Annotated in this window: 7 protein-coding genes; 4 read left to right on the top strand and 3 right to left on the bottom strand. The window is 72.1% G+C overall.

The features are described 5' to 3' along the window. The coding region (locus ABZ641_RS28320) for an aldo/keto reductase (protein WP_359986203.1) at nt 1-900 on the bottom strand (900 nt) is incomplete at its 3' end. 9 nt (nt 901-909) lie between these two features. Then, a complete protein-coding gene (locus tag ABZ641_RS28315; protein WP_359986200.1) occupies nt 910-1,056 on the bottom strand; it encodes a hypothetical protein in 147 nt (48 codons plus the stop codon). Between the two features lie 33 nt (nt 1,057-1,089). Between ABZ641_RS28315 and ABZ641_RS28310 the strand changes: the two genes are divergently transcribed. Further along, complete coding sequence (locus ABZ641_RS28310) at nt 1,090-1,758, top strand: hypothetical protein (RefSeq protein WP_359986197.1); 669 nt, start codon at nt 1,090-1,092, stop codon at nt 1,756-1,758. A gap of 114 nt (nt 1,759-1,872) precedes the next feature. Continuing rightward, nucleotides 1,873-2,307, top strand: a complete 435-nt coding sequence (locus ABZ641_RS28305; RefSeq protein WP_359986194.1) for a hypothetical protein — start codon at nt 1,873-1,875, stop codon at nt 2,305-2,307. A 32-nt stretch (nt 2,308-2,339) separates the two neighbouring features. Here ABZ641_RS28305 and ABZ641_RS28300 read toward each other — a convergent pair whose 3' ends face one another. Beyond that, entirely contained in the window at nt 2,340-2,792 is a 453-nt protein-coding gene (locus tag ABZ641_RS28300; protein WP_359986191.1) for a hypothetical protein, read from the bottom strand. A gap of 179 nt (nt 2,793-2,971) precedes the next feature. Between ABZ641_RS28300 and ABZ641_RS28295 the strand changes: the two genes are divergently transcribed. Next, entirely contained in the window at nt 2,972-3,349 is a 378-nt protein-coding gene (locus ABZ641_RS28295; protein ID WP_359986188.1) for a hypothetical protein, read from the top strand. A gap of 196 nt (nt 3,350-3,545) precedes the next feature. Further along, nucleotides 3,546-4,013 (top strand): class I SAM-dependent methyltransferase (locus tag ABZ641_RS28290; RefSeq protein WP_359986206.1); only part of this gene is annotated, 468 nt, incomplete at its 3' end.

Genomic DNA, 4,013 nt, shown 5'->3' with positions numbered 1-4,013 from the left:
GCCGAGCTCCGGCTCGCGGACGGCGGCATCCCGGCAGGCCCGGATGCGGTCCGGGTTCGCGGAGCCGACGACCGGGGCGATCCGCGCCGGATGCCGCTGCAACCACCACAGCACCACCGTCTCCGGCGTGGTGCCCTTCGCCTCCGCGAGTTCGGCGACCAGCCGCGCCGTCCGCCGTTCCTGCTCCGACTGCTGACGGCCCGTGAAGCGGCCCTGTGCGAGGGCGCCCCAGGCCTGCAACCGGACGCCGTTGCGGCGGCAGTACTCGACCGTCCCGAACGGGAACCCGTTGCCGGCGGCCGCGGGCGTGTTGACCAGCACCCCGGCCTCCAGCCAGTCCCGCTGCGCCAGGCTCATCTCCAGCTGGTTCGCCACCAGGGGCACGTCCAGGTACGCCTGAAGATCCTCGATCTGCGCGGCGCCCGTGTTGGAGACGCCGAAGGCCCGGACGAGGCCCTGCCGATGCAGTGACATCAGTGCCTCGGCGACGTCCGCGGGATCGGCCAGCGGGTCCGGCCGGTGCAGCAGCAGGACGTCGATCACATCGGTGCGCAGCCGGGTCAGGCTCTCCTCGACCCGCCGCACGATGCTGCTGCCGCGCAGGTCGTAGATGCCGGGCCGGTCGCCCTCGGCGAGGCGGATCCCGCACTTGGTCTGCACGGTGATCCGCTCCCGCAGACCGGGCGCCCGGGAGAGCACCTCGCCGAAGACCGCCTCCGCCTTGCCGCGCCGGTAGATGTCCGCGTGGTCGAACACCGTGATGCCCGCGTCCAGCGCCGCCCCGACCGCCGCCTCCGCTGCGGCGATGTCCGCCGGGCCGTAGCCCTCGGAGTCCCAGTCACCGCCCAGGCCCATGCAGCCGTACAGCAGGCGTTCCCCGTCGGGGCGCGTCGTCGTCATACGGCCACCCTAGGCCCTCCCCTTCGGGTTCCCGCAGGTGGTGCGGTGCACCTGCAGGAGCAGGAGCAGGAGCAGGAGCAGGAGCAGGAGCAGGAGCAGGAGCAGGAGCAGGGGTCGGGGCCGGGCGGGGCGGTGGCGGTCGGGAAAACCTGTCATCCGTGCGGGGCAGAGGCCCGTAGGCTCGGGCGCATGTCTGACCATGATCACGCGCAAGGGCCCGGAACCGCAGGGCCCGTGACGGCCGAGGACCTCGCCGAGGGCGTGCGGCTCGTCGTCGCACTGCTGCGCCGGCCCGAGGCACTCGGCGCGGACTGGGGGCGGCCCGCCGGCAGCCTGGAATGGAGCTGCTGGGAGACGGCCGAGCACCTGGCCGACGACCTCTTCTCCTATGCCGCCCAGCTCGGCCCGCAGACGCCCCCCGCCGCCACCCATGTGCCGTTCGTCTGGCGCCGGGAGGCCCCGGGCAAGCCCGCCAACGTGATCTTCGCCGAGCGGGAGGGCGGGCCGGAGGGCATGCTCCAGGTGCTGGAAGCCTGCGGGGCGCTGCACGTGGCGATGGTACGGACGGCGTCGCCGCAGGACCGCGCCTTCCACGTGTTCGGGACGACGGACCCCGAGGGCTCCGCGGCCATGGGTCTGGTCGAGCTGTTCGCGCACGCCCAGGACCTGGCCCTCGGCCTCGGACTCGACTGGCAGGCCCCCGCCGAGATCTGCACCCGCGTGCTGACCCGACTGTTCCCCGAAGCCCCGACCGACACCGACCCCTGGCCGACCCTGCTGTGGGCGACCGGCCGCGGCGACCTCCCGGGCCGTCAACGGCGCACCCGCTGGCAGTGGGACAGCACCCCGCGCCCCTGACCGGCAGCAGCCCGGCCTCGGCACTGCAGTGGGGGGACGCCCTGAGTGGAGTCGTCCCGATCGGGATGCGCTGTCCACGCGATGGGCTCGGACTCTGGATGAGGTGATCAAGCAGTGAAGCTCGCCTGCCGGAACCTCGGCTCGCCGGATCTGGCCCGTCGGGGACTCACCGCGGACTCCGCCCCGGTGGAGGTGCTGCTCGTGGACATCGAGGCGGACCTGGTCATCAGCGACGACGGCCGCACGGTGTGGAACGAGGACGGCTTCCCGGTGGCCGAACTGGCCCGCGCCCTCTCGCTCTGGCTCCGACTCCCGGACGGCGAGCGGCGGGACTTCACGTTCGACTCGATGTCGTACGACGTGCCCGGTGCAGTCAGGATCACGGCGACCGAAGGGGGCTGGCGGGTCGGCTCCGTCTTCGCCCCGGACACCTGGGGCTCTCCAACGACCTGGCCGCGCCTCGTGGCGGATCTCGCCGCGTTCATCGCAACGGTGAGGGAGGGGGTGATCGCCCTCGGGATCAAGCCCGACTTCATCCCGGACCTCTGAACGGCCCCGCCTCGTCGATGCGCCGACGGGCCTCACCTGCTCGGACGCCACCGGAACCAGTAGTCCAGCCCCTCGACCCGGTAGCGGGCCCCGGCGCCAAAGCGCCCCTCGCCCACCAGCTGCTCCGCCCCGTCCGGCACCTGACGGTGCGGCGTCAGTAGAAGGGCCAGCTCGTCGTAGCGGTCATCGAACCCGCCCTGGCCCGGGTGGGTCTCCGACCCCACCGTCCCCGCCTCATAGCGCTCGTTCCACCTGGCGAAGATCGCCCACTGCTCGCGCTCCAGCTCCACCGCCGCGTCGCTCGCTGGCCAGACGCTGTACTCGTCGGCCTCGTCGGCGTCATCCCAGTCGTTGCCCTGGAAGTAGTGAGGCTTGCCGTCGACATCGGCGAGGCCGGCGCGCGGCCCGCTGCACCACTCCAACTCGACGTACACGCGCTCGAAGCCGGCCGCGATCAGCTGCACTTCGTCCCAGGTCTCAGCCACACGCGCAGGCTACCGACGAGCGGCCTCGGTATCCATGATCACGATCTACGGCTGGAGTACCGGTCGCTCAGAAGGACCTCACACCAGAGTGCTGTGGTGGGCCACCGCCTGATGGGGTGCGACGGCCGCGTACCCTCGTGGCATCCTGTCCGAGCTCCGGCCAACGTCAAGGGAGACCGATGTCGCACCTCTCGGATGACGACTTCGTCAGAGCATCGCTCGAAGTCCATCTTCCAGAGGCGCGAGTATTCCTGGAACAGCTGGACTCGGCTGAGCGCGAATCCGCGGAGGAGCTCGGGCACAGCCCGCACCCCTTGGGCCTCTACACGGTTCTGTCCCAAGCCTTCTACTGGGTTGTTCTTCGGCCGGCTCTGGACTCGCCGGAAGCCGACCGCGACCTTCTGGTGCGCTGCCGGGACTTCCTCGACGAGCTCACCTTGAGCCGACGCAGCGAGGTGTTGCAGGCTGTGGAGATTCGCGTCTGGGAGCATCTACGGGATTCCGAGCGGGAGATTCTCGGCCGGGGCGGTCCCGATCCGGTTGGGCCGTCGGCCTGACTCTCCAGACTGGGGCGGTCCCGATCCGGTGGCCGGTCGGGATACGGGCTGTCGGCGGCAGGGTGTCCCGGTGTCGGACCAGGACCGGACGGTCTTGGCCGTCAACCCGGTCGGCCGGGCCGGAGTTCCGATCGTTGGGGTCGTGGTCCGGCGCGTTCCCGATCTGCGCGGCAGGGGAGGGGGTTGAGGCGTGGAGGTGACGGCTTTCGACGCGTACGAGCGCCGGACGTGGGCGGGTCGCGCGGCGGCGTTCGCGGGGAGTGCCGCGAGGCTGTGCGCGTATCCCGTCCCACGGTTGCTCGATGTGGCGGGCGTCGGTGCGGGGTCCCGGGTGCTCGACGTCGGGACGGGGACGGGAACGGTGGCCGCGGCGGCCTGCGGGCGGGGTGCGGCGGTGATTGCGGTGGACGCCGAGCCGAGCATGGTGGAGCTGGCCGCGCGGACGGTGCCCTCGGCGGAGGTCCTGACGGCCGTTCTGCCGGAGCTGCCGTTCGGGGACGGCGTGTTCGACGCCGTGGTCGGCAACTTCGTGCTCAACCACGTGGGGCGTCCCGGGGAGGCGCTCGCGGAGCTCCGCCGGGTGGTCCGGCCGGGTGGGCGGATCGCCCTGACGGTGTGGGTGCATCCGGCTCCGGCGGGGCAGGCGTTGTTGGGCCGGGCCGTC

Source organism: Kitasatospora sp. NPDC007106 (assembly GCF_040634455.1).
Taxonomy (GTDB): Bacteria; Actinomycetota; Actinomycetes; order Streptomycetales; family Streptomycetaceae; genus Kitasatospora; species Kitasatospora arboriphila.
Note: the sequence above shows the minus strand (reverse complement) of the source record. Positions and strands in the feature narration are given on the sequence as shown.